This is a genomic window from Sphingobium sp., from assembly GCF_048594625.1.
In the GTDB taxonomy this organism is placed as follows: domain Bacteria; phylum Pseudomonadota; class Alphaproteobacteria; order Sphingomonadales; family Sphingomonadaceae; genus Sphingobium.
Genome location: NZ_JBMDWL010000029.1, coordinates 12,836 through 34,369 on the forward strand (window position 1 = coordinate 12,836; position 21,534 = coordinate 34,369).

Annotated in this window: 21 protein-coding genes; 9 read left to right on the plus strand and 12 right to left on the minus strand. The window is 63.8% G+C overall.

Annotated features, from left to right (window positions below):
* Positions 1 to 21: 21 nt before the first annotated feature.
* From mnmG to pepN, 5 genes are all read left to right on the plus strand, one after another.
* The gene (mnmG, locus tag ACOJSJ_RS03670; protein WP_420143634.1) at positions 22 to 1,872 is read left to right on the plus strand and encodes a tRNA uridine-5-carboxymethylaminomethyl(34) synthesis enzyme MnmG; all 1,851 of its coding nucleotides are present in this window, start codon (positions 22 to 24) and stop codon (positions 1,870 to 1,872) included.
* Positions 1,869 to 2,516 (plus strand): 16S rRNA (guanine(527)-N(7))-methyltransferase RsmG, encoded by a 648-nt coding sequence (gene rsmG, locus ACOJSJ_RS03675; RefSeq protein ID WP_420143635.1) that lies wholly within the window; start codon positions 1,869 to 1,871, stop codon positions 2,514 to 2,516. Before mnmG ends, rsmG begins: the two co-directional genes overlap by 4 nt.
* Positions 2,513 to 3,295, plus strand: coding sequence for a ParA family protein (locus ACOJSJ_RS03680; protein WP_420143636.1), 783 nt, complete (start codon positions 2,513 to 2,515; stop codon positions 3,293 to 3,295). Before rsmG ends, ACOJSJ_RS03680 begins: the two co-directional genes overlap by 4 nt.
* On the plus strand, positions 3,292 to 4,230 hold the full coding sequence (locus tag ACOJSJ_RS03685) for a ParB/RepB/Spo0J family partition protein (protein WP_420143637.1): 939 nt from the start codon (positions 3,292 to 3,294) through the stop codon (positions 4,228 to 4,230). The genes ACOJSJ_RS03680 and ACOJSJ_RS03685 overlap by 4 nt, the downstream gene beginning before the upstream one ends.
* An 88-nt stretch (positions 4,231 to 4,318) precedes the next feature.
* On the plus strand, positions 4,319 to 6,919 hold the full coding sequence (pepN, locus tag ACOJSJ_RS03690) for an aminopeptidase N (protein WP_420143638.1): 2,601 nt from the start codon (positions 4,319 to 4,321) through the stop codon (positions 6,917 to 6,919).
* Positions 6,920 to 7,162: 243 nt separating this feature from the next.
* Here the strand turns inward: pepN and ACOJSJ_RS03695 are convergent, their stop codons facing one another.
* Genes ACOJSJ_RS03695 through ACOJSJ_RS03710 form a run of 4 tightly spaced genes read right to left on the minus strand, consistent with a single transcriptional unit; the run spans position 7,163 to position 10,745 of the window.
* Entirely contained in the window at positions 7,163 to 7,774 is a 612-nt protein-coding gene (locus ACOJSJ_RS03695; RefSeq protein ID WP_420143667.1) for an ABC-type transport auxiliary lipoprotein family protein, read from the minus strand.
* A 17-nt stretch (positions 7,775 to 7,791) separates the two neighbouring features.
* Entirely contained in the window at positions 7,792 to 8,754 is a 963-nt protein-coding gene (locus ACOJSJ_RS03700; RefSeq protein WP_420143639.1) for an MlaD family protein, read from the minus strand.
* Positions 8,755 to 8,757: 3 nt separating this feature from the next.
* Positions 8,758 to 9,636 carry an ABC transporter ATP-binding protein gene (locus tag ACOJSJ_RS03705; protein WP_420143640.1) on the minus strand — a complete coding sequence of 293 codons (879 nt, stop codon included), beginning with the start codon at positions 9,634 to 9,636 and terminating at the stop codon, positions 8,758 to 8,760.
* The gene (locus ACOJSJ_RS03710; protein ID WP_420143641.1) at positions 9,636 to 10,745 is read right to left on the minus strand and encodes an MlaE family lipid ABC transporter permease subunit; all 1,110 of its coding nucleotides are present in this window, start codon (positions 10,743 to 10,745) and stop codon (positions 9,636 to 9,638) included. The genes ACOJSJ_RS03705 and ACOJSJ_RS03710 overlap by 1 nt, the downstream gene beginning before the upstream one ends.
* A gap of 98 nt (positions 10,746 to 10,843) precedes the next feature.
* Here ACOJSJ_RS03710 and ACOJSJ_RS03715 point away from each other — a divergent pair, with 98 nt between their 5' ends.
* Positions 10,844 to 11,521, plus strand: coding sequence for an HAD family hydrolase (locus ACOJSJ_RS03715; protein WP_420143642.1), 678 nt, complete (start codon positions 10,844 to 10,846; stop codon positions 11,519 to 11,521).
* Between the two features lie 49 nt (positions 11,522 to 11,570).
* On the opposite strand, the gene ACOJSJ_RS03720 is transcribed toward ACOJSJ_RS03715, so the two are convergent.
* The gene (locus tag ACOJSJ_RS03720) at positions 11,571 to 12,149 is read right to left on the minus strand and encodes a thiamine phosphate synthase (RefSeq protein WP_420143643.1); all 579 of its coding nucleotides are present in this window, start codon (positions 12,147 to 12,149) and stop codon (positions 11,571 to 11,573) included.
* Between the two features lie 23 nt (positions 12,150 to 12,172).
* Here ACOJSJ_RS03720 and ACOJSJ_RS03725 point away from each other — a divergent pair, with 23 nt between their 5' ends.
* Positions 12,173 to 12,907: a YggS family pyridoxal phosphate-dependent enzyme gene (locus tag ACOJSJ_RS03725; RefSeq protein ID WP_420143644.1), complete on the plus strand. Its 735-nt coding sequence runs from the start codon at positions 12,173 to 12,175 to the stop codon at positions 12,905 to 12,907.
* Between the two features lie 139 nt (positions 12,908 to 13,046).
* On the opposite strand, the gene ACOJSJ_RS03730 is transcribed toward ACOJSJ_RS03725, so the two are convergent.
* Both ACOJSJ_RS03730 and pdeM read right to left on the minus strand, forming a co-directional pair.
* Positions 13,047 to 15,863, minus strand: a complete 2,817-nt coding sequence (locus ACOJSJ_RS03730) for a TonB-dependent receptor (protein ID WP_420143668.1) — start codon at positions 15,861 to 15,863, stop codon at positions 13,047 to 13,049.
* A gap of 189 nt (positions 15,864 to 16,052) precedes the next feature.
* The gene (gene pdeM, locus ACOJSJ_RS03735) at positions 16,053 to 16,712 is read right to left on the minus strand and encodes a ligase-associated DNA damage response endonuclease PdeM (RefSeq protein WP_420143645.1); all 660 of its coding nucleotides are present in this window, start codon (positions 16,710 to 16,712) and stop codon (positions 16,053 to 16,055) included.
* Between the two features lie 67 nt (positions 16,713 to 16,779).
* Here pdeM and ACOJSJ_RS03740 point away from each other — a divergent pair, with 67 nt between their 5' ends.
* On the plus strand, positions 16,780 to 17,619 hold the full coding sequence (locus ACOJSJ_RS03740; protein WP_420143646.1) for a rhodanese-related sulfurtransferase: 840 nt from the start codon (positions 16,780 to 16,782) through the stop codon (positions 17,617 to 17,619).
* Positions 17,620 to 17,680: 61 nt separating this feature from the next.
* Here the strand turns inward: ACOJSJ_RS03740 and ACOJSJ_RS03745 are convergent, their stop codons facing one another.
* The 4 genes from ACOJSJ_RS03745 to ACOJSJ_RS03760 are packed head-to-tail and all read right to left on the minus strand — an operon-like array spanning position 17,681 to position 19,732.
* A complete protein-coding gene (locus tag ACOJSJ_RS03745) occupies positions 17,681 to 17,944 on the minus strand; it encodes a hypothetical protein (RefSeq protein ID WP_420143647.1) in 264 nt (87 codons plus the stop codon).
* A 3-nt stretch (positions 17,945 to 17,947) separates the two neighbouring features.
* Positions 17,948 to 18,682 carry a M48 family metallopeptidase gene (locus tag ACOJSJ_RS03750; RefSeq protein WP_420143648.1) on the minus strand — a complete coding sequence of 245 codons (735 nt, stop codon included), beginning with the start codon at positions 18,680 to 18,682 and terminating at the stop codon, positions 17,948 to 17,950.
* Entirely contained in the window at positions 18,639 to 19,076 is a 438-nt protein-coding gene (locus tag ACOJSJ_RS03755) for a YcgN family cysteine cluster protein (RefSeq protein WP_420143649.1), read from the minus strand. Before ACOJSJ_RS03755 ends, ACOJSJ_RS03750 begins: the two co-directional genes overlap by 44 nt.
* Positions 19,064 to 19,732, minus strand: coding sequence for an SCO family protein (locus ACOJSJ_RS03760; RefSeq protein WP_420143650.1), 669 nt, complete (start codon positions 19,730 to 19,732; stop codon positions 19,064 to 19,066). The genes ACOJSJ_RS03755 and ACOJSJ_RS03760 overlap by 13 nt, the downstream gene beginning before the upstream one ends.
* A gap of 38 nt (positions 19,733 to 19,770) precedes the next feature.
* Between ACOJSJ_RS03760 and ACOJSJ_RS03765 the strand changes: the two genes are divergently transcribed.
* Complete coding sequence (locus tag ACOJSJ_RS03765) at positions 19,771 to 20,385, plus strand: ankyrin repeat domain-containing protein (protein ID WP_420143651.1); 615 nt, start codon at positions 19,771 to 19,773, stop codon at positions 20,383 to 20,385.
* A 625-nt stretch (positions 20,386 to 21,010) separates the two neighbouring features.
* On the opposite strand, the gene ACOJSJ_RS03770 is transcribed toward ACOJSJ_RS03765, so the two are convergent.
* Positions 21,011 to 21,505 carry an MmcB family DNA repair protein gene (locus tag ACOJSJ_RS03770; protein ID WP_420143652.1) on the minus strand — a complete coding sequence of 165 codons (495 nt, stop codon included), beginning with the start codon at positions 21,503 to 21,505 and terminating at the stop codon, positions 21,011 to 21,013.
* Between the last annotated feature and the right edge of the window lie 29 nt (positions 21,506 to 21,534).

Here is a 21,534-nt window from a genome sequence, read left to right on the forward strand (position 1 = left end):
TGAATCTGTTAAGGGGCGGCCATGCAAAAACGCTATGATGTGATCGTGGTCGGTGGCGGCCATGCCGGCTGCGAGGCCGCAGCGGCGGCTGCGCGCAAGGGCGCGTCGGTCGCGCTCCTGACCTTCGCGCGCGACACGGTCGGCGCCATGTCCTGCAACCCGGCGATCGGCGGTCTGGGCAAGGGGCATCTCGTCCGCGAGGTCGATGCGCTGGACGGACTGATCGGCCGCGCCGCCGATGCCGCTGCCATCCATTATCGCATGCTCAACAGCAGCAAGGGCGCCGCCGTTCAGGGGCCACGCGTCCAGGCCGACCGCAAACGCTATCGCGCCGCCATCCATCGGATGCTGGATGCGCAATCCGGCCTCGACATCGTAGAGGGCGAAGCCGCCAGCCTGTTGATCGAACAGGGCGCCGTCGCCGGTGTCGCTCTGGCCGACGGCCGTACCATCGCCACCGCATCGGTCGTGCTGGCGACCGGCACCTTCCTGGGCGGCAAACTCTTCCGTGGCGACGAACGCGAAACTGGCGGCCGGGTCGGCGAACGCGCCGCCACCACGCTTGGCGTCCAGCTGCGCGACATCGGCCTGCCGATCGCCCGGCTCAAGACCGGCACCCCGCCGCGTCTCGACGGCCGCACCATCGACTGGGCACGACTGGAAACGCAGCCGTCGGATGGCGAAGGCTGGACCATGTCTCCGCTCACCGCTGCCCGCATACTGCCTCAGCTCGCCTGCGCCATCACCCGCACCAATGATGCGACCCACGCCATCATCCGCGATGGCCTTGGCCGATCGCCCCTGTTCAGCGGCGCGATAGAGGGCAGGGGCCCACGCTATTGCCCCTCGATCGAGGACAAGGTGCTGCGCTTTGGCGATCGCGACGGCCACCAGATTTTTCTGGAGCCGGAGGGGCTGGACGATCACCTCGTCTATCCCAACGGGATCAGCACCTCGCTCCCCACCGATGTTCAGGTCGCGATGGTCCGCTCCATGCCCGGACTGGAGCAGGTGGAAATCGCCGTGCCCGGCTATGCGGTGGAATATGATCATGTCGATCCGCGCGCGCTCGACGCCTCGCTGGAGGTGCGTCAGCTGCCCGGCCTCTTCTGCGCGGGTCAGATAAACGGCACGACCGGTTATGAGGAAGCCGCGGCGCAGGGCCTGATCGCCGGGATCAATGCCGCCGCCCGCGCCCGCAACGAAGCGCCGATGATCCTCGATCGCGCCAGCTCCTATATCGGCGTGATGATCGACGATCTCGTCCTTCAGGGCGTCACCGAACCCTATCGCATGCTCACAGCGCGCGCCGAATATCGCCTGCGCCTGCGCGCCGACAATGCGGAAACACGGCTCGGTCCTATCGGCCTTGCCCATGGCGTCATCGGCATTGATCGCGCCGCCCGCTTCGCGCACCGGCATGAACTGCGTATGCAGATCGAATCCGAATTGGCCGTTGTTAAAACCGCCAGCGAAATGGCGCGCGCCGGTGCCGCCGTGCGACAGGATGGCGCCCGCCGCAGCCTGTTCGAATGGGCGCGCTTCCCCGAAGTCGACCGCAACCTGATCTGCACCCTCGCGCCCACTCTGCTGGCCGCCCCGGCAGACCTGCGCGCGGAGATACTGGAAGATGCGCATTACGCGCCCTATCTCCAGCGGCAGGATGCGGAGATCGCCGAACTGCGCCGCAAAGAACGGGTCATCATCCCGGCCGATTTCGATTTTCACGCCATTGGGGGTCTTTCCACCGAAATGATCGAACGACTGGACGCCTCCCGTCCCGATACGCTCGCCGCTGCCAGCCGTATTCGTGGCATTACGCCGGCCGCGCTCGCCGCCATTCTCGTTCATGTCCGCCGGGTGGCTGCGTGACCGAAGACGAAGCCCGCGCCTGGCTTCAGGCGCAGTTCGATGTGTCGCCCGACAGCTGGGCGAAGCTGGAACGCTATGTCGCAACCCTGCTGTCCGCCATGGATGAGCAGAATCTGATCGCGGAATCGACCCGCCCGCATATCTGGGTGCGCCATATCGTCGATTCCGCTCAGCTGCTGATCCATGCCAGCGACGATGACGGCCGCGACTGGATCGACCTCGGTTCCGGGGCTGGCCTGCCCGGCATCGTCATCGCCTGTCTGGTCGATCGGCCGATGATGATGGTGGAATCGCGGCGCAAGCGGATCGATTTTCTCAACCATGTCATCGCCGATCTTGGCCTTGGCCATGCCCGCATTTTCGGCGGCCGGGTAGAAACGGTGCCAGCGACGAAGGCTGCGGTCATCAGCGCCCGCGCCTATGCGCCCTTGCCCAAATTGCTGACGTCCGCGCTGCACCTGTCGGATAAAAGGACCGTCTGGGTGCTGCCAAAAGGACGAAATGCGCAAAATGAACTGGAGGCGGCGCGCCCGGCATGGCAAGGTGTGTTTCACGTGGAACCGAGCGTAACGGACGCCGATAGCGCCCTGATCATCGCAAGGGGCCTGACACCCGCCGCTGGCAAGAAGAAAGGTCGAGGATGATCCGCATCGCCATCGCCAATCAGAAGGGCGGCGTGGGTAAGACCACGACGGCCATCAACCTTGCCACCGGCCTTGCGGCGACCGGGCTGCGCGTGTTGCTGGTCGATCTCGATCCGCAAGGCAACGCCTCTACTGGCCTTGGCGTCGCCCATGCCGACCGTGCCCAGTCGAGCTACGACCTCTTGGTCGGCAATTGCGCACTGGACGACACGATCATTTCGACCCGCGTCCCCAAACTCGATCTGGTTCCCGCCACGCAGGATCTGTCCGGGGCGGAAATCGAACTGATCGAATATGAAGAACGCACCCATCGCCTCGCTCGCGTGCTGGATGAAGCCCAGCCGGGCCGCTGGGACATCTGCCTGATCGACTGCCCGCCGTCGCTGGGCCTGCTGACCATCAATGCCATGGTGGCGGCGCAATCGCTGCTCGTCCCGCTCCAGTGCGAATTTTTCGCGCTCGAAGGGCTGTCGCAGCTGCTCCAGACGGTGGAGCGCATTCGCGGTCGCTTCAACCCCGGCCTGTCGATCATGGGCGTGGCGCTCACCATGTATGACCGCCGCAATCGCCTGACCGATCAGGTGGCCGACGATGTGCGCGCCTGCCTTGGCGATCTGGTCTTTTCCACCGTCATTCCGCGCAATGTGCGCCTGTCCGAAGCGCCCAGCCATGGCGTGCCGGCCCTCATCTACGACTTCCGTTGTCCGGGGTCCGAAGCCTATATGCGTCTGGCGCGCGAACTGATTGCGCGCCTGCCCCGACAGGAGGTTGCCGCTTGAGCGACGAAACGACCGATAAGCCGAAAATGGCCGCCAAGCGTCCCCATGGTCTGGGCCGTGGCCTGTCCGCCCTGTTGGGCGATGTCCCGCGCGAAGAAGCCGCAGCCCCCGCGACGCCCGTCGCCAATGGCAAGGCGGTACAGAGCATCGAAGTCGCCCTGATCCAGCCCCATCCCGAACAGCCACGCCGCCATTTCGACGACGGCGCGCTTCAGGAACTGGCGGAAAGCATTGCCAAGCGCGGCGTCATCCAGCCAATCATCGTGCGGGCCCACGGCGGCGGGTTTCAGATCATCGCGGGTGAGCGCCGCTGGCGCGCGGCGCAACGCGCACAGTTGCACCGCATCCCTGCCATCGTCCGCGATTTTGATGAACAGGAAACGCTGGAAGTCGCGCTCATCGAAAATATCCAGCGCGAAGACCTCAATCCGATCGAAGAAGCGGAAGCCTATCGCAAGCTGATCGCTGAATTTCACCATAGCCAGGAAGCGCTCGGCCGCATCGTCGGCAAGTCGCGCAGCCATGTGGCCAATCTGATGCGCCTGCTCGACCTGCCGAAACCGGTGCAGCAGCAGGTGATGGAAAGCCGGATCAGCATGGGCCATGCCCGTGCCCTGATCGGTGTGCCAGACTGTGAAAAGCTGGCGCAGCAGGTGGAGGATAGGGGGCTGTCGGTCCGCGATACCGAACAGCTAGTCCGCCGCGTGAAAACGGGGGCGGGTGTTCCGACTGCCCGCAGTGGCGCCAGCCGCCCTGCATCAGGGGACAAAGACCCCGACATTGCGGCCCTGGAACAGCATCTGGCCGATATTTTGGGCCTGCGCGTCGACATCACCCATGAAGGCGGATCGTCAGGGGGCACGTTGTCGCTGCGCTACTCCAACCTCGATCAGCTGGACATGCTGTGTCAGCGTCTGTCGGGCGAGCGCATCTGAACTTGCTGCGCTCACACGCGTGAAGTTAGAGACTTTACCGTCTCAACTACCGCTGGTCTTTTTATCCCATGCTCCTTAATTTGGGGGCATGGCCGATATGCTTTCCACCAATGCCGCTGCACCTGCCGTCATCCATCGTCAGGACTATCGTCCGCCCGACTGGCTGGTCCCCGACATTGCGCTGGACTTCGATCTCGATCCTGCACGCACCACCGTTCGCGCCACCCTGTCGGTTAGCCGAAATGGCGATCATGACCGGCCGCTGCGTCTGGACGGCGACGGCATCGTGCCGCTGGCCGTATGTGTCGATGGCCGTTCGCTGGCGCAGGACGAATGGCATCTGGAGGCAGGCGCGCTGATCGTTGCACTTCCCGGCACCGCCCACAGCGTCGAAACGCTGGTGGAGCTGACGCCCGAAGGCAATAGCAAGCTGATGGGCCTCTATGCCAGCGGCGGCCTGCTTTGCACCCAATGTGAAGCGGAAGGGTTCCGCCGCATCACCTTCTTCCCTGATCGGCCTGACGTTCTGTCCCGCTACAGCGTGCGCATGACGACGGACAAGGCGCGCTTTCCGATCCTGCTGGCAAATGGCGATCCGATCGAACAGGGCGACCTTGACGATGGTCGCCACTGGGCGCTCTGGAACGATCCCTTTCCCAAGCCCTGCTATCTCTTCGCGCTGGTAGCGGGCGACCTGTCCTGCAATGCCGACCGTTTTGTCACGATGAGCGGACGGGACGTCGCACTCGGCATCTGGGTCCGCGAATCCGATCTGCCCCGCACCGATCATGCGATGCAGGCGCTCAAGAACAGCATGGCTTGGGACGAGCGTGTCTATGGCCGCGAATATGATCTGGACGTGTTCAATATCGTCGCCGTGGCCGATTTCAATTTCGGTGCGATGGAGAATAAAGGCCTCAACATATTCAATTCACGCTATATTTTAGCCGACCCTGAAACCGCGACCGACATCGATTATGACGGTGTGGAAGGGGTGGTGGCGCATGAATATTTCCACAACTGGTCGGGCAATCGCGTCACCTGTCGCGACTGGTTCCAGCTGAGTCTGAAGGAAGGCTTCACCGTATTCCGCGATCAGAATTTCTCCGCCGACATGGGCAGCCATGCGGTGAAGCGGATAGAGGATGTCCGCATCCTGCGCGCTGGCCAGTTTCAGGAGGACAGCGGACCGCTCGCCCATCCCGTCCGCCCTGAATCCTATATGGAAATCAGCAACTTCTATACCGCGACCATCTATAATAAGGGCGCGGAACTGATTCGCATGATGGCCCTGATGCTCGGCGCCGAACGATTTCGGGCGGGCACCGACCTGTATTTCGACCGGCACGATGGGGAAGCTGCCACCTGCGAGGATTTCGTGCTGGCGATGGAGGAGGGCGGGGCGATCGACCTTACCCAGTTCCGCCGCTGGTACGAACAGGCGGGCACGCCTCAGGTCCGCGCATTGATGCGCCACGATCCGGCCACTCAGACGGTCGAACTGACGCTGGAACAGACCATCCCGCCCACGCCCGGCCAGCCCGACAAATATCCCATGGCCATCCCGCTGCGCACCGCGCTGTTCGATGCCAGCACCGGCGCGCATCATGGCGATGAACTGCTGATGCTGACGGACGCGCAGCAGAGCTTCACCTTCACCGGTTTCGCCCAGCCGCCCATCCTGTCGATCAACCGCGGATTTTCCGCCCCGGTCATCATGGAAACCAACCGCAGTCAGGCCGATCTCGCCTTTCTTTCAGTCCATGACGATGATCCCTTCGCCCGTTATGAAGCGATGCAGCAGCTGATGGTCAATGTGCTGATCGGCCGCATCGCCGGGCAGCAGGTGGACGACGGCGCCGTCATCGACGCCGTGCGCAACACGATCGGCGATCCGTCGCTCGATCCCGCCTTCGTCGCGGAAGCTATCCGCCTGCCCAGCGAAGCTTATCTGGGCGATCAGATGCGCGTCGTCGATCCTGACGCCATTCACGCCGCCCGCGACGCGCTCCAGCATCGGATCGGCGCGGAACTGGAGCCGTTCTGGCGTGACATCCATGCCAGGACGAAGGCCAACGCCTTCGCCCTGTCGCCCAGCGCGAAGGGCGCGCGTAAATTGCGCAACACCGCGCTTCACTATCTGGTCGCATCGGGCGCGCCGGACGGCCCCGCCATTGCCTTCGCCCAGTTTGACGAAGCCGATAATATGACGGAGCGTCAGGCTGCGCTGGGCACATTGGCCAACGGCACCAGCCCGGAACGGGAGGCTGCGCTCGACATTTTCTATAACCGCTACAGCGCCGACGCACTGACTTTGGACAAATGGTTCCAGACGCAGGCCTTCGCTTTCCATCCCGATACCGTCGGATTGGTGGAGCAGCTGGGTCAGCATAAGGATTTCACGCTGGCCAATCCCAACCGTGTGCGTTCGCTCTTCGGTGCCTTTGCCGGCAATCAGTGGGCTTTCCACCATAGATCGGGGAAGGGCTATCGCCTGATCGCCGACATCATCATCGCGCTGGACAAGCTGAACCCGCAGACCGCCGCACGCCTCGTCCCGCCGCTGGGTCGCTGGAAACGTTTTGAGGAAGGACACGCCACGATGATGCGCACCGAACTTCAGCGCATTCTGTCCGAACCGGGCCTGTCGAAAGACGTGACCGAACAGGCCAGCAAGAGCCTGAACTAGAGCACGATGCGCAAAAGTGGGAACTGGTTTTGCGCATATAACGATGCGGTAACAAACAACTGGAGCACGCATAGTGCGTTAGATTCAACGCAGCATGCTCTGGAGCATTTTCACAGCGGATGGCGTCATCTGCTGGCTTTGGAAAACGCGAAAAAAATAGAGAATGATCCGATTCATTGTGAACGGATCATGCTCTAATCGAAAAGGCCTGCCCTGGCCCGGTGCCGGGGGGAGGCGGAAGTCCTATTCCTTGACCGCCGCGGCCCATGCCGCAACGTCCGCTGCAACCTTGTTGGCCGCCGCATTGATCGGCGCGCCCACGGTCGTCGCCTCGATCTTTCCATTCACCGGCGCGCTGGCGGTAAAACGCTGCCGCGCCAGCGCCACGCCGTTAGGCGTAGTCAGCACCGCGTCATAGGTCACAACGGCGCTATGGCTTGCCTCATCCACCATAAACGCGACCAGCTCACCACCCAGCCGCTGCCCGCCATCGCCCGAAAACTGGCCCGCATCCAGTACCACCCGGTCGGTCGTCGCCGAAATGGTTTCGGCCAGCAGGCGACGGAACAGGTGTCGCGGCGTATCGGCCCATTGCACTTTCGTCACATAGGCGACCGATGTCGGCCCGGTCTGCACCGGCACCCGCACCGTATCCAGCATCTTGGGCGCTTCGGGGTCGGCGATGACCAGCGTGCGCCCATCGCCTGCGACCCGTGCCGCACCGGAGGGCACCTTCTGCGCCGCGTCCAGCGTCAGCAACTGCGTCGGCGGCTTGGCCCCGAATGACACGCAACCAGGCAGCATCACAATAGCCGCCAGCGCCATCAGCGCGCTCTTATGTTTCACATGGAACATGGTCCGCATCTTTCCCATCATGGCTTATAGTCCGGCAGCTTGGGCGATCCGACCAGCGATCCGGCGCCCTGCTGATCCAGTTTTTCGGCAACGCCGCGGAAGGATCGGGACATCTCGCGCAGATCCTTCACCAGCTGATTGACCTCCGGCATGGTCTGCGTGCTGAACGCCTTCACGCCCGGCTGGGCTTCGCCGATGGTCTTGTCCAGCGTCTCGATGCTGTGGGTCGCGGCCTGCACGCTCTTGCGCAGGTCGGCCATCAACGGCTTGCCTTCGTCGTTCAGCATGGCGTCGGTGGTCGCGGCCAGCTTGCCGATCTGTTCGACGGCAACGCCGGTGCGCTGCACGGCGATCCGCGCTTCGGCCAGCGTCGCAGCGATTTCAGGGCTGCGATCGGCCAGTGCGCCCGACACCCGCTCGACATTGGCCAGTATGCCCGCGATCGACTGCTGATTCTTGTCGTTCAGCAATTCGGTCAGCCGTTCGGTCAGCGTCGACAGACGTTCCAGCAGCTGCGGCGCATTGTTCAACAATTCGCCCAGCGCACCCGGCTTGGTCGGGATCACGGGCACCCCATCGGGGCAGGCGGCCAGCGGATTTTCAGCGGGGCAGGCGATGGGCGGCGCGCCCTTGACCGCGCCGTCCAGCACCACTTCGCTCACCCCGGTAAAGCCGACGCCCGCGATCGTCGCGGTCGTACCCTGCAATACCGGCGTGCCGTCCTTCACCGAAATGCGGACCTTCACGAAACTGGGATCGCGCTTCCACAGCTCGATCTTTTCGACCTTGCCCGATGGCACGCCCGAATAATTGACGCTCGACCCCTTTGCCAGCCCGTTGACCGACTGTTTGAAGAAGATGTCATATTCCTTGTTCTCACCATCGGAAATGCGTGAGAACCAGAAGGCGGCGGCCATGATCGCGGCCAGCAGCAACAATGTGACTGCGCCCACCAGCACATGATTGGAGCGGGTTTCCATATCCTATCGCCTTCCGTCCGACGGCCCCTGCGCCGCCTCTGCATGGTCACGACCCTTTTCGCGCGATACCGCCGCTGTGGCGGCCCGGCCGCGCGGGCCGTTGAAATATTCCTGAATCCACGGATGATCGGTGGCCAGCAATTCGTCGATGGTGCCCACCGCCGTCACCTTTTTGTCCGCCAGCACCGCCACCCGATCACAGATGGAATACAGCGTATCGAGATCATGGGTGATGAGGAAGACGGTCAGGCCCAGCGTCTGCTGCAACTTGCGCGTCTGATCGTCGAACGCCGCCGCACCGATGGGGTCCAGACCCGCCGTCGGCTCGTCCAGAAACAGCAGGTCCGGGTCCAGCGCCAGCGCACGGGCCAGACCGGCGCGCTTCTTCATCCCGCCTGACAGTTCGGCCGGATATTTGGGACCGGCTTCGGTCGGCAGGCCGGTCATGCGGATCTTGTACGCGGCGATTTCATCGCGCAGTTCCGCGCCGATATTGGGATAATATTCGCGGATCGGCACTTCGACATTTTCCGCCACCGTCAGCGTCGAAAACAGCGCGCCGCCCTGAAACAGCACGCCCCACCGCTTGCGGATCGCCAGCGCCTCGTCATCCAGCCGCCCGACCATCGATTCGCCGAACACGTGAATATCGCCTGCGTCCGGCGTCTGAAGGCCGATGATCGTGCGCATCAGTACCGACTTGCCGGTGCCCGATCCGCCGACCACGCCCAATATCTCACCCTTGCGCACATCCAGATCCAGCCCGTCATGGATGATCTGGTCGCCGAAACTGTTGCGCAGCCCACGCACGGAAATGGCGATGTCGCCGCGTTCCACGGCGGCATCGACACGTTCTTCCTCGCGAATCTCCTCTTCGCTCATCAGTTCCACCCCACCCAGGTAAAGAACACCGCGAAAAAGGCGTCGATCACGATGACAAGGAAGATCGCCTGCACCACCGCAGCCGTCGTGCGCAGCCCGACTTCCTCGGCATTGGCCTTGACCTGCATCCCCTGGAAACAGCCCGACAGGGCGATGATGATGCCGAATACCGGCGCCTTGATCAGGCCGACCCACAGGTCGGTGATCGGCACCACTTCGCGCAGCCGCTGGACGAAGGTGATGGGCGGAATTTCCAGCGCCACCGCGCACAGGAATCCGCCGCCGATCACCGCCACGATGGAGGAATAGAATCCCAGCAACGGCATCATCACAACGACTGCCAAGGTACGCGGGAGCACCAGCGCCTCCATTGGCGACACGCCGATGGTCCGCATGGCGTCGACCTCTTCGGTCAGCTTCATCGTGCCCAGCTGCGCGGCAAAGGCGGAACCGGACCGACCCGCCACCATGATCGCGGTCATCAGCACGCCCAGTTCGCGGAAAGTCAGGCGACCGACCAGATTGATCGTCAGCATCTCCATACCGAACTGGCGCAGCTGCACCGAACCTTGCTGGGCGATAACGATGCCGATCAGGAAACTCATCAGGCCGATAATGCCCAGCGCCGACACGCCCACCACTTCGAACCGCTGCACCACCGCGTTCAGGCGGAAACGGTGCGGTTGGCGAATGACGCTCCAGCTGGCGGACAGGGTCGCGCCAAAGAAACCGAGCAGCCCGACCAGCGTCGTGCCCGATGCGCAGACCGCTTCGCCGATCTGCCCGACCACGCGGCGCATGGGGTGGACATGATCGGGCCGGATCGGCACGGGTTCGTCCAGCTCTGCCACCGCGTCGATCAGGCGGCGGGCGTCATCGCTCGCGCCGCTGATGTCGCATTTCAGCCGCTTGACCGCACGATGCACGGTCCATGCCCCGATCGTGTCCATATGATCGACCCCGGCCAGGTCGATGGCATCGACCGGGCCGTAAATGGCATCCAGCCGTTCGGGCAGCGTGCCAAGGCAGGCGATGGCAAGCGATCCGGAAAGCCGGACCACATTGCTGCCGTCGCGATTATCCTCTGTCAGATCGGCGGCTTTGTTCATGCGATGGGATTACTGGTCCATTATCGGTTGCACGGCAAGCCGAAACGGCCCATCGCCAAGCCAGAACGAAGGGCACGGGCAAAAGTTTCGGATACGGCATGACAGAATATAGGCTGGCCATCTACGACATGGACCGCACGGTGACGTTCAGCGGCACCTATACCGGCTTCCTGATGCATGTCGCGCGCCGCATGGCCCCTTGGCGGCTGGTGCTTTTCCCCTGCGTCATCCTGTTGATGCTCGCCTATGTGATGAAGCTCATCACGCGCCAGCGGCTGAAGGAACTCAATCAGGCGCTGATGATCGGCTTCAATGTCGAACGGGCGAAACTGATGCCCCATGTCGAAAGCTATGCGGACAAGGTGATCGCAAACAACCTGCGCGCAGGGGCCGTGGCGCAAATAGCGCAGGACCGCACCGACGGTTATCGCCTCGTCCTCGCCACCGCCTCCTATCGCCTGTATGTGGAACCGATCGCCCGGCGGCTGGGTTTCGACGCGGTCATCGCGACCGATCATCTCAGTCAGGATCTGCGCTATGTCCGCGCCAAAATCGCGGGCGAAAATTGCTATGACACCGGCAAGCTGCGCATGATCAAGGCGTGGATGGCGGCCGAGGCGATCGACCGGACACAGGCGCATATTCGCGCCTATTCGGACCATGTGTCGGATGCGCCGATGCTGGAATTTGCCGACATCGCCTTTGCCAGCAACCCGCATAAGCCGCTGGCGAAACTGGCGGCGCAGCGCGGCTGGACGCGGGTCGACTGGAACTGATCCCAGGCCGTTCGGGTCGCGCCTGTCGAGAATCGAACAGACTGGTTTATCAGGTCAATCCGTCGATCGCCGCCCAGCCCGCCGCGCCCATGCCCCGCAGCGACCGCCGATGCCCGCGCCGGACGCCGCCCAGCGCCATCACCGGCGCATCGACCCGCCGCGCAAGCGCCGCAAAACGCACCCGGCCCAGCGCCCCCGCACCCGGATGCGACCGCGTCGGGAACAGTGGCGATACGAAGCAGAGGTCGGCGCCGCTCGCCGCCACGGCTTCGCGCGCATCATGCACGGCGCGGCTGCGCAGCAACGGCCGTGTGACCCGATACCCGTCGCCATGCACCCCATCGGCCCTCCACGCCGCCGCCATCCGCGCATCACCCGCCAGCACCAGCACCAGCCGCCGTCGCCGCGCAATCGCCAGCAACCCGTCGAACAGCGCGCGCCGCACATCCGGCGCGCTGCGATAATGGCGAAACACGATGCCAGCCCTCCCCTTGGGCAGCCGCGCGGCCGCCGCCAGCAACGCCGCGTCCGTCACCCGCTCATCGGTCATCAGCCACAGCAGGGGCAGGGTCAGAGGCAGAGGACGCGCCATCTTTCGCGGCAGCTTTTTGCGGTGGCGATTGGACATGGCCATCGCCTATAGCAGCGCGCATGACCACAGACAGCCTTATCGAAGCGGCGGCCCGTCTCGCCGACCTGCGCGAACAGATCGGCCGCGCCGCCCGCCTGACGAATCGCGGCGCGGACGACATCAACCTGATCGCCGTGTCGAAAACCCATGATGCCGATGCCATCAGCCCGTTGCTCCACGCCGGGCAGCGCGTCTTCGGCGAAAATCGCGTGCAGGAGGCTGAGGGCAAATGGCCCGCCCTGCGCGAAGAATTTTCAGGGGTGGAACTGCATCTGGTCGGCCAGCTGCAATCGAACAAGGCCGCCGACGCGGTCGGCCTGTTCGACGTGATCCACAGCCTCGACCGCCCGTCGCTGCTGACTGCGCTGGCCAAGGCGATGGACGCGGCGGGCAAGCGCATTCCCTGCTTCATTCAGGTCAATATCGGGGCGGAAGATCAGAAGGGTGGCTGCGCCATTGCCGACACGCCTGCGCTGATCGCCGCCGCGCGCGCCGCCGACATTCCGCTGCTGGGCCTGATGTGCGTGCCCCCCGCCGATGTGGAGGCCGCGCCCTTCTTTGCCCTGCTCGCAAAAATGGCGCGGGAAGAGGGCCTCCCGCGCCTGTCGATGGGCATGTCTGGCGATTATGAAACCGCCATCATGCTGGGCGCGACCGATATTCGCGTCGGCACGGCCCTGTTCGGGGAAAGGCCATCCCCCGCTCGCCCCGTTCCGGCGAGCGGGCGCGGTATGCTCCGCAATTCTTCAAACTAGGGCGGATCGCCATTCAGGAGATGGCGTGACGAAAGTGGTGCTTTTGTGTGACCCGGAGTGCAGCCTACTAAAAGTAGGTGAGCACCGGAAGCACGCAAAAGCGCCATTTGCAGGCCGCCAGAACGGAATGGCGACCGTCCTAGAAACTCCCGCGCAAAGTGATGCCATAGGTGCGCGGTTCGGCCAGATAGGCCGAAATCAGCTGGTTCGCCATCGGCGCGCCCAGTGCGAACTGCCCGGTGGTCGACGTCGCCGGGCTGCTCGACTGGAGCGGACTGGAGAAGGCGACCTGGGTATAATCCTGATTGAAGATATTCTGGCCCCAGAATTCCAGCGACCAGCGCTGCTGCGGTCCGCGAATGCCGACGCGGGCGTTGAACACGGCAAACCCGTCCTGCTTCTTTTCGGGGAACAGGTCAGACCCGGTGTTGAAGTCGCTGGTCATGCGCCCGTCCACGTAGAAGAGCGCGGACAGGCCTGTCGACCCGATGTCCGGCGTCCATGCCATGCTGGCGGTCGTCACCATCTTGGGCGCGTTGCTGTTGATGGAACCGGGCAGCAGGAACAGCGCCGGGTCCAACGGCACGCTGCCGTCGCCGCTGCCGACCAGCCGGTTGGCGAATTTGGCGCGGGCATAGGTCGCGCCGCCCGAAACGCGGAAATTGCGCGCCGGGCTGACGCTCGCTTCCAGTTCCACGCCCTGACTGATCAGGCCCGGTCCCACATCGCCGCTGGCGCAGGTGCGCGCCGCCGACAACGCGCTGTCGCATCCGTTGATGTTCTGCACGACGAAGCTGGTGCCGTTGAAGGTGTTCAGCTGGAAATTCTTGAACTCCTGACGGAAAGCGGCGACGTTGACGCTCCATTTGGGCTGCACATATTTCAGGCCGACTTCGAAACTGTCGACCTTTTCGGCGGCGAAGCGCAGGCTGGCGACGTCGGCATTCGTGCGCGGCGCATAAACGGCCGGCACCGTATTCAGGCCGGTCGACCCCAGCTGGAACCGGTCCAGATTGTAACCGCCCGCCTTATAGCCCTTGGAATAGCTGCCATAGACCAGCACTTCGTCGATCGGCTTCCACGACAATACGGCCGTGCCGGTAAATTCGCCGTCGCTGATCCTGTCGTTCAGGTCCAGCGCGTTCAGGCTGGTCGATCCATTGCCCAGGCACCCCAGCGTCAATATGCCGCCAGCCAGCGCTGCCGCGCTGCCCAGCGCCGCATTGCTGGCAATCGGCGCCAGCCCCGGCTGCAATGCCGCGCAGGTCGCGTTATTATTGTTGAAGTCGGACGAAAAACGCTTGCTTTCATGCGTGTAGCGCAGGCCCAGCGTCAGATCGAGCCGCTTGGTCAGATGCACGATATTATGGGTGAACAGCGCCCAATTCTCGCTCTTCTGGCGATAGAGCGATGCGACGTCGCCCGTACCGGCGGGGATGGCCGCCAATGCGCGCAGCCCGTTGCCCAGCCCGGTCGAAATCGCCGAAGCCTGCGCATTGGCGACCGCCGTAGCCTGCGCCGCGGGCACGCCCTGCGCGATCAGGCTGGCGCGGATGGCCGGGGCCAGCCCGGCATTCAGCTGCGCCTGCGTCCCCGTGATCAGCGCCCCGGTCGCAGCGCCGCTGCCGCACGCCATCAGCTGTTGCTGCGTGAAATTGCTGTTCACGCCCGCACCCGCCATCAGGCGGCAGGCCGCAAAGCGCCCATAATCGGCGCCGAACCGGATATTGTCCTGCAAGGTCAGCCGTTCATTGGCGTAATAGCCGCCGACCAGCCAGTCCAGCTTGTCGCTGAACGCCGAACCCTGCAACCGCAATTCCTGAGTGAAGGTCTTGAACTGGCGATAGGTGTTGGGATCGCGATAGAGAAGATCGGCGCGATTATAGTCATAATCCCCATAATCGCGGGACTTGTAGTCGCGATAGGCGGTGATGCTGGTCAGCTTCGCGCCGCCGAAATCATAATTGATTTCGCCCGACACGCCCCAGTCCTTGAGCTTGCTCACATAGTCACGGCCCGGCGTCACATGCAATTCGCGATCATAGGGGTCGGCGGGAATGACGCTGCCCTGACCCGCCAGGATCGCCGCGATCCGGTTGAACGGAGCCGTGTCATAGCCCGCACCGGCCGGACGCCGCTCCCGCGCCTCGATATAGGCCGCGCCGCAACAGCTTTCGTCACGATTGGTATAATCGCCGATCAGCCGGATCGACAGCGCATCGGTCGGTTCGATCAACGCCTGTCCGCGCAGGAAATAGCGGTTCCGGTCGTTGGTATCGCCCACTTTGTTGCCCGTGCCGTCGACCAGCGTGTAGAAACCGTCGCGCTTGCTCCACACGCCGTCCAGCGACAGGGCGACGCCGTCCGCGATCGGCCCGGTGACCCGGCCCGACAGGCGCCAGAAATCATAATTGCCGTATGTTGTTTCGGTATTGAGGTGGAATGTATTTTCCGGCGCCTTGCTGATGATGTTGATCAGGCCCGCCGACGCATTGCGGCCGAACAGGGTGCCCTGCGGCCCGCGCAGCACTTCGACCCGCTCGATTTCACCCAGTTCGTTGAGGCCCGCGCCGGTGCGCGAACGATAGACGCCGTCGATGAACACCGCGACGGAGCTTTCCAGCCCCGGATTGTCGCCCACCGTGCCGATGCCGCGGATACGGGCCGACGCATTGGCTTCGGACCCGGTAGAGGACACCAGCAGCGAAGGCGCCAGCTGGTTCAGCGTGCGTATGTCGCTCGCCCCGCTATTCTGCATCGCCTGCGCGCCCACGGCGGACACGGCGATCGGCACGTCGGACAGGGGGCTGGCACGGCGGGTGGCGGTAACGATGATATTGGTGCTGTTATCGTCCGCAACCGGTTGCGGCGCGGCTTCATCCTGAGCATGGGCGGCGGACGCCCCCAAAGCCAGTGCGATCACGGCGGTGGACACCCACAGACTCTTGTCAGTCATCATGCTCTGATCCTCTCCTGGTCCGCACGGCTTTTTGCCGCGTCGGAACTGTGATTGATTATGCTGCCACAGCAGGGCGATGGCAAGACAGCCCAGCTTTTCTGCGATTTTTGATGATGCAGGTGGCCGAATGATCATGTCATGTGACCTATCGGCAACAGCTTAATAACTGCTTTCCGTAGCGTTACCTTACGATAACGGAAAGCGCAGCAATCGGTCCGCGACCGGCACCAGAGCCGCCGCGTCCGGCCCCACCGCCTTGCGAATCTCGCCATGGCCCGCATCCAGCCCTCCGGTCAGCGCACCCAGCGCGGGCAGGATCAGCTTCGTCGCCGATCCCACGAAGCACCGCCGCGACACATGCCGCCCGCGCAGCGACAGGCGCAGCTTGGGGTGGAAATGGCCGGAAATTTCGGGGGCGGATTCGTTCGCCTCCGCCTCATGCCGCAACCAGATTCCCTCGACCTGCGCCTGTGCCACCCGGCGTCCGCCCGGCATGTGCGTGACGGCGACATCATGATTGCCGGTGATCCAGACCCAGTCCATTTTTTCCGTCAGGGAAAACAACCGTCTACGCGCGCCGTCGTCCAGCCGTGCGGCGCCGTCCGCATCGTGGAAACTGTCGCCCAGACACCAGACCGCCTGCGCCCCCGTCCGCGCCACCAGCGTTTCGATCACGTCCAGCGTGGCATGGCTGTCATGCGGCGGCAGGAACTGCCCGAACCGCGCATACCAGCTCGCCTTTTCGAAATGCAGGTCGGCCACCAGCAAGGCCCGCTGCGCCGGCCAGTAAAGCGCGGCTTCGGGCAACGCCATAAAGACATGTCCTGCGAACGAAAGGGGAACCATATCCCGCCTATGCGCCCGTCCGCCCGCTCTTTCAAGAGCAGGCGGACATGACTATAGGGGCATGATCATGTCCGCCATCCCGCCTGCCTATACCGTCGCCGCGCTTTACTGCTTTGCCCGTTTTACCGATCCGGCCGCCATCGCCGCCGATCTGCGCGGCCTGTGCGGCGATCTGGAAACCTGCGGCACGCTGATCCTGGCGGGGGAGGGGATCAATGGCACCGTCGCGGGCCATGCGCAGGCTATCGCCACGCTCATCGCCCATATCCGCACCCTGCCGGGCTGCGCCGGCATGGACGTCAAATATGCCCACGCCCATGAAGCCCCCTTCGCCCGCATGAAGGTGAAGGTGAAGGCGGAAATCGTCACGCTGGGCGCGGGCGATCTCGACCCCGCCAATCGGGCGGGCACCCATCTCGACCCGGCGGACTGGAACGCGCTGATCGCCGATCCCGACACGGTCGTCATCGATACGCGCAACGCCTATGAAGTCGCCGTCGGCACGTTCGAAGGGGCGATCGACCCGGAAACCCGGTCCTTCCGCGAATTTCCCGAATGGTTCGACGCCTTCGCCGCAGACCTGAAGGCGCAGGGGCGTCAGCCCAAAATCGCGATGTTCTGCACCGGCGGCATCCGCTGCGAAAAATCGACCGCCTTCGTCAAGGCGCGCGGCTTCGACGATGTCTATCATCTCAAGGGCGGCATCCTGCGCTATCTGGAGGAAATGCCGGAAGCCGACAGCCGCTGGCAGGGCGACTGCTATGTCTTCGATGAACGGGTGGCGGTCGGCCACGGCCTGAAGATCGGCGACTATGTCACCTGCCGCACCTGTGGCCTGCCGCACCAGCGCGACGCGGCGCATGACTGCCCCGGCGACGCATCGGGCGCCTGGCCGCACCGGGGCTAAACGCGCCTTCCAATCTCCGTTCGCCCTGATCCTGTCGAAGAGCCTCCCTTCTTCCAAAGGGTCAGACCGGCTCTTCCACCAGTTCGGCAATTTCGAAGACATAGCTTGTCCAGCCGCGCATCTTCGCTCCGTCCGCCGCCGGGCCTTTCAGCTTCTTCGCCTCCGCCAGCGACCGCGTATGGCCCCAGAATACCTCGGTCTTGCCATTTTCCAGCACGGCGACGATCCGCCAATAATGGGTCAAGGGGTCCGCCGTCGGCCCGATCCGCTTCACATAGCCATCGGGCATGGTCGCGCTCAGATACCGTTTCTTCTGCCGCGCCATGTTTCAGGCTCGGTATCGGTGCAGGCCACCGCCATGCACGCGCAGCCATTCGCGCGCAGGCCGGGGATCGGCGCCATAGATGCGCCGGTGCGCCGCATGAAAGGCGGGACTGTGGTCCATATGCAGCAGATGCGCCAGTTCATGCGCCACGGTTGCCCGGCGCACCGCTGGCGGCGCCATGATCAGCCGCCAGCTATAGCGGATCGCACCCGAAGACGCGCAACTGCCCCATCGGCTGCGCGTATCGCCCACGCCCACCGACGCCACGATCAGCCCATGTTCGCGCGCCAGTGCATGGCTTTCGGTTTCCAGCACCGCCCGCGCCCGCGCCACCAGCCATCTTTGCACCCGCGCGCCCACCGATTCCGCCGCGCCGCCCAGCATCAGCCGGTCGCCGTCCAGGCGGATCGTCCGCGTCGCCCCTGCAACCCACTGGATGGTGACATCGCGCCCCTCCAGCGGGAAAGTCGCGCCATGGTCCAGCATCGTGACGGCGGGCTGCTTCGCCATCTGCGCGCGCACCCAGCCTTCATGATCCTGCGCCCAGCCCAGCGCCTTTTTCAGGTTCGCCCGCGTGGGCAGCGACAGGCGCAATGCCCCGCGCGCGGCGTCGATCGTCAGTCGATAGGATCGCGCCCGCGCCGAACGGCGCACCAGCACCGGCATCGGCACGCCGTCGATCAGGATCGCGGCGTCACAATTCCCGGTCGACAAGATGATGTTCCCAATCGCCCGCATCCGCTTCCGCCACGGTCCATCCGCGCACCGATTCCCCCGCGCGATGCACCGCTTCGCGATCGCCGCAGATCAGATAATGCCAATCGGGCAGCGGCAGCCCCTCGCCACGCAGCCGATAGGCACAGGTGCGCGGCAGCCAGCCGATCTGCTTCACCTTGGCCGGGGTCAGCCGCACGCAATCGGGCACGAATTTGCGCCGGTCCTTGTAATTGCTGCATTGCCCGCTCTGCCGGTCGAGCAGGCGGCAGGCGACATTGGTGGGATAGATGCGCCCCGTATCCTCATCCTCCGCCTTGTGCAGACAGCATTTCCCGCATCCGTCGCACAGCGCCTCCCACTGGGCGCGGTCCAGCTGATCGAGCGGTTTTTCCCAGAAATCCGTCACTTGACCCATTTTTCAAGAAAGGCGGTCACCTTGTCCGGCGCGCCTTCATCCACGTCCGGCGTTGCCGGGTCGTCCACCGGCACCAGCGCGACGGGCTTGCCGTCGCCATCAAACAGATAGGGCGTCCGGCTGTGGCTGACCAGATAGTCGGTCGTGCCCTTGGCCTGTTCCGGGTTATAGATCACCACGAAATCCTTGGCGACCTTTGCAATCTCGTCCTTCGTGCCGGTCAGGCCGATCAGGCGGGGATGGAACGCGGCGACATAGGTTTTCAGGACGGCGGGGGTGTCCCGTTCCGGATCGACGCTGATCAGCATCGGCTGCACCTTCGCCGCCAGCGCGGGCTTTGCCTTTTCGAACTTCGCGAAACCCTGCATGATGCGTTGCAGGTCGACCGGGCAGACGTCGGGGCAATAGGTATAGCCGAAATAGACCAGCCGATATTGCCCCTTATAATCGTCCCATCGGGTCGGCTTGCCATCCTGATTGGTCAGGATGAAGGGCGCACCGATCCGCGCGCCGGTCAATTCACCCTGTACGCTGTCTCCGCTTGATGCGTCGCCCGCGCCCCCCATATTGCATGCGGCCAATATTGCCAGAAAAGGCAGGGCCAGAAAGGGCAGAATGGGGGCGGCGACGTCTTTGTTCATGGCATGGCCAGCCATGCCCTGCTAGGACGCGATTTGCAATGCAACGGGGCGCGATGATGAAGACCAAATTTGTTTCCTTCTTCCTGGGTTCCATGGCGCTGGCGCTGTTGACGCCTGGCCCCGCACAGGCCCAGTTTTCGGACAATTATAATTTTCTGAAGGCGGTAAAAGACAAGGACGGACAGAAAGTCACCGACCTGATCCAGAAACCCGGCTCCACCGTCATCAACAGCCGCGACGTCACCAGCGGCGAAAATGCGCTGCACATCATCGTCGCGCGCCGCGACAGCACATGGCTGACCTTCCTATTGTCAAAGGGCGCCAATCCCAATCTGGCCGACAATGACGGCAACACCCCCCTGATGGACGCGGTGCAGGGCCGGTTCGAAGAAGGCGTCCGCACGCTGCTCACCTACAAGGCGCAGGTCGACAAGGTGAATGACAGCGGCGAAACCCCGCTGATCCGGGCGGTACAGCTGCGCGACGTCGGCATCGTCCGCCTGCTGGTGGCGCAGGGCGCGAACCCGGAAAAGCGCGACAGCATCGCTGGCATGTCCGCCCGCGATTATGCCGCCCGCGACAGCCGCACCCCCGGCCTTACCGAAGCGCTCGATGCGGCAAAGACCAACGCCAAACCCGCAGGCGCGGTACAGGGCCCGGTCTTCTGATCGCCGTTTAGAGGATATCTAACCTTCGATAAAATCCGTTTGGGTTGAGCCTGTCGAAGCCCGTCCTGTTTCCGGCGCACGCGATTCAGGGAAGTAAGGCCCTTCCATTCCCCGCCAGAACAGGCCGCATCAGGCGCAAAACGAACGGATCAGCCATCATCGCGATCCAACGCATGATGCGCGACATGCGCGGGGCGGGGATCACGCCCGTCCTTCTTCCACCTCATCCTCGCTCCACCAGCGCAGATGATGGGCGACCCCGCTGCGCAGGATACAGGCTTCCAGCGCATCGGCCAGTCGCTGCAGGGTCGGCACCATGTTCACCCGCCCGTACCAGTTCCACACGCGCGGCCGCGACGGCTGGATGAAACATAGATCACCGTCGATGCGCGGCCAGCGTCCCGCATCCGATCGACAGCGCAAAACGCCGGTTGGTTATGGGAATGCACCATCCAGGTCGGCCTTGACCCCAATCTTCGGGAATGGCCCGCTGCGCTTCAAACTCCAGCGCGGGCAGCGCGATCGGCAATTGCCGCGCCACCAATTCGCCACGCGGCCGTGTTCCGGGCGGGTCGCACAAGGCTCCGGACCGAATTTTCAGATGCGACCACTTATGCCTCCACTTTTACCAGCCCAGTTCGGCAGCATGATCCGGATCGTTCAGCGCCGTCAACCGTCGCGCGGCGCGCCGGGCAAAGCGCAGCGTTTCGGCCTTGCGCCGCGCTGCCGCCAACGGCTCGACCGGGGCAGGGCGCACCAGTTCGGCATCATATTGGTCCGCAACGATCAGGCCGGTGCGCGTCGGCCATAGGGCTTCGCTGTCGAACAGGGACAGATCGAACCCGGCGGGCACCGCCCAGTAAAATCGGTCGCAATAATCGAAATAGTCGGGCCATTTCATGTCACCGATCAGGTCGGCGCGGCTGCATTTGATCTCCACGATGGTCAGCCGCCCCGCACCATCGATCGCCATGATGTCCGCGCGCCGCCCGTTGGGCAGCGGCACTTCCAATATGCCGCTCATGTCATGGCGAAAAAACAGCCGCAACGTCCCCCGCGCCACCGCCAGCGCTGTGCCGTCGATCAGGGGGGAACAGGCATCGGTGGGCATGCTACTCATCCCGCGATCTTAGAACAATTGGGGAACAA

Coding starts and splice junctions, on each gene's coding strand:
- ACOJSJ_RS03750 (WP_420143648.1), bottom strand. CDS start 18,682: ATGCGGGCGATTGGGAACATCATCTTGTCGACCGGGAATTGTGACGCC.
- mnmG (WP_420143634.1), top strand. CDS start 22: ATGCAAAAACGCTATGATGTGATCGTGGTCGGTGGCGGCCATGCCGGC.
- pepN (WP_420143638.1), top strand. CDS start 4,319: ATGGCCGATATGCTTTCCACCAATGCCGCTGCACCTGCCGTCATCCAT.
- ACOJSJ_RS03725 (WP_420143644.1), top strand. CDS start 12,173: ATGACCACAGACAGCCTTATCGAAGCGGCGGCCCGTCTCGCCGACCTG.
- ACOJSJ_RS03705 (WP_420143640.1), bottom strand. CDS start 9,636: ATGAGCGAAGAGGAGATTCGCGAGGAAGAACGTGTCGATGCCGCCGTG.
- ACOJSJ_RS03745 (WP_420143647.1), bottom strand. CDS start 17,944: ATGGCGCGGCAGAAGAAACGGTATCTGAGCGCGACCATGCCCGATGGC.
- ACOJSJ_RS03730 (WP_420143668.1), bottom strand. CDS start 15,863: ATGACTGACAAGAGTCTGTGGGTGTCCACCGCCGTGATCGCACTGGCT.
- ACOJSJ_RS03680 (WP_420143636.1), top strand. CDS start 2,513: ATGATCCGCATCGCCATCGCCAATCAGAAGGGCGGCGTGGGTAAGACC.
- ACOJSJ_RS03700 (WP_420143639.1), bottom strand. CDS start 8,754: ATGGAAACCCGCTCCAATCATGTGCTGGTGGGCGCAGTCACATTGTTG.
- ACOJSJ_RS03770 (WP_420143652.1), bottom strand. CDS start 21,505: ATGAGTAGCATGCCCACCGATGCCTGTTCCCCCCTGATCGACGGCACA.
- pdeM (WP_420143645.1), bottom strand. CDS start 16,712: ATGGTTCCCCTTTCGTTCGCAGGACATGTCTTTATGGCGTTGCCCGAA.
- ACOJSJ_RS03755 (WP_420143649.1), bottom strand. CDS start 19,076: ATGGGTCAAGTGACGGATTTCTGGGAAAAACCGCTCGATCAGCTGGAC.
- ACOJSJ_RS03710 (WP_420143641.1), bottom strand. CDS start 10,745: ATGAACAAAGCCGCCGATCTGACAGAGGATAATCGCGACGGCAGCAAT.
- ACOJSJ_RS03715 (WP_420143642.1), top strand. CDS start 10,844: ATGACAGAATATAGGCTGGCCATCTACGACATGGACCGCACGGTGACG.
- ACOJSJ_RS03760 (WP_420143650.1), bottom strand. CDS start 19,732: ATGGCTGGCCATGCCATGAACAAAGACGTCGCCGCCCCCATTCTGCCC.
- ACOJSJ_RS03695 (WP_420143667.1), bottom strand. CDS start 7,774: ATGTTCCATGTGAAACATAAGAGCGCGCTGATGGCGCTGGCGGCTATT.
- ACOJSJ_RS03765 (WP_420143651.1), top strand. CDS start 19,771: ATGATGAAGACCAAATTTGTTTCCTTCTTCCTGGGTTCCATGGCGCTG.
- ACOJSJ_RS03740 (WP_420143646.1), top strand. CDS start 16,780: ATGTCCGCCATCCCGCCTGCCTATACCGTCGCCGCGCTTTACTGCTTT.
- ACOJSJ_RS03720 (WP_420143643.1), bottom strand. CDS start 12,149: ATGTCCAATCGCCACCGCAAAAAGCTGCCGCGAAAGATGGCGCGTCCT.